Consider the following 806-nt stretch of genomic DNA (forward strand, 5'->3'; position numbering starts at 1 on the left):
TACACAGGGGGCTATTCGGAGGGCGTTAACCCGTCAATCTAATTGACGCGACCCGCCAAAGTAATTGACATTTGATACCAAATACAATCGACTGGGCTCCCTTCGCAATCCGGATTAGATCATCATCCAGCATGGGGGGCCAAGTCACCCCACGGTTTTGGCCAGCATTAAACAGCTGGCGGCTTTCGTAGGCCAAAACAAATAGGGCCTGCACCAGAGGGCGATCGAGGCTGGGTTCTTGTTTTAGGCCTTCAAACAACACCTTTAGCGCCAACAGTAAAGACGTCACTTGCCCTGGAATTGGCGGTTTACCCTGGCGCAGACAAGCAATAAATGTATCGGGCCGATCATCGCTGGGGCCGAGGGTTTGGCGTAGAACAAATTGGCGGGCGGTGTCAAAATCCATGGGGGTAAGTCAGAAGGAGTAAAAACGAGGTCTTGCAGAAAGCAACGGTCTGTCACTAGAGCATCGGTACAGGATGTCAAGATCCCAGGGTTCTCGGGCTGATTGGCTATGCGTTTTGGGGCATCCCAAAGCAGAACCCTGGGATCTGTACCGACGTTCTAAAAAACCATGACTGACAAGAGCCCGGCTGAGTTTCAACCGGTGGAATTGCCCTGCAGATGCAATACCTGACCAAGGTTGCCCTCTTGGCTGGGGTTGTCAGGTTCTAGGTGCCAGGTGTTAGGGCTGTCTGGTCAACTTATACCGCAAAGTACTCGTTATCACTCCCGGTTCGCTCATTTCTAAGGAGGTTCCTCAGATTCTGGCCCCAGCCGAGTGTAAATACTCACCGGGAAGTTGA

At 52.2% G+C, this 806-nt stretch carries 1 protein-coding gene; it reads right to left on the reverse strand.

What is annotated here, in order from left to right; genetic code table 11:
* Positions 1-25 precede the first annotated feature (25 nt).
* Positions 26-406, reverse strand: coding sequence for a Dethiobiotin synthetase (locus E1H13_RS26655; protein ID WP_169617978.1), 381 nt, complete (start codon positions 404-406; stop codon positions 26-28).
* Positions 407-806: the final 400 nt, after the last annotated feature.

Origin of the sequence: Nodosilinea sp. P-1105 (genome assembly GCF_012911975.1) — a bacterium.
Classification (GTDB): Bacteria; Cyanobacteriota; Cyanobacteriia; order Phormidesmidales; family Phormidesmidaceae; genus Nodosilinea.

What these genes read in the sequence shown, in the direction of transcription:
- E1H13_RS26655 (WP_169617978.1), bottom strand. Translation starts at nt 406, where the DNA reads ATGGATTTTGACACCGCCCGCCAATTTGTTCTACGCCAAACCCTCGGC.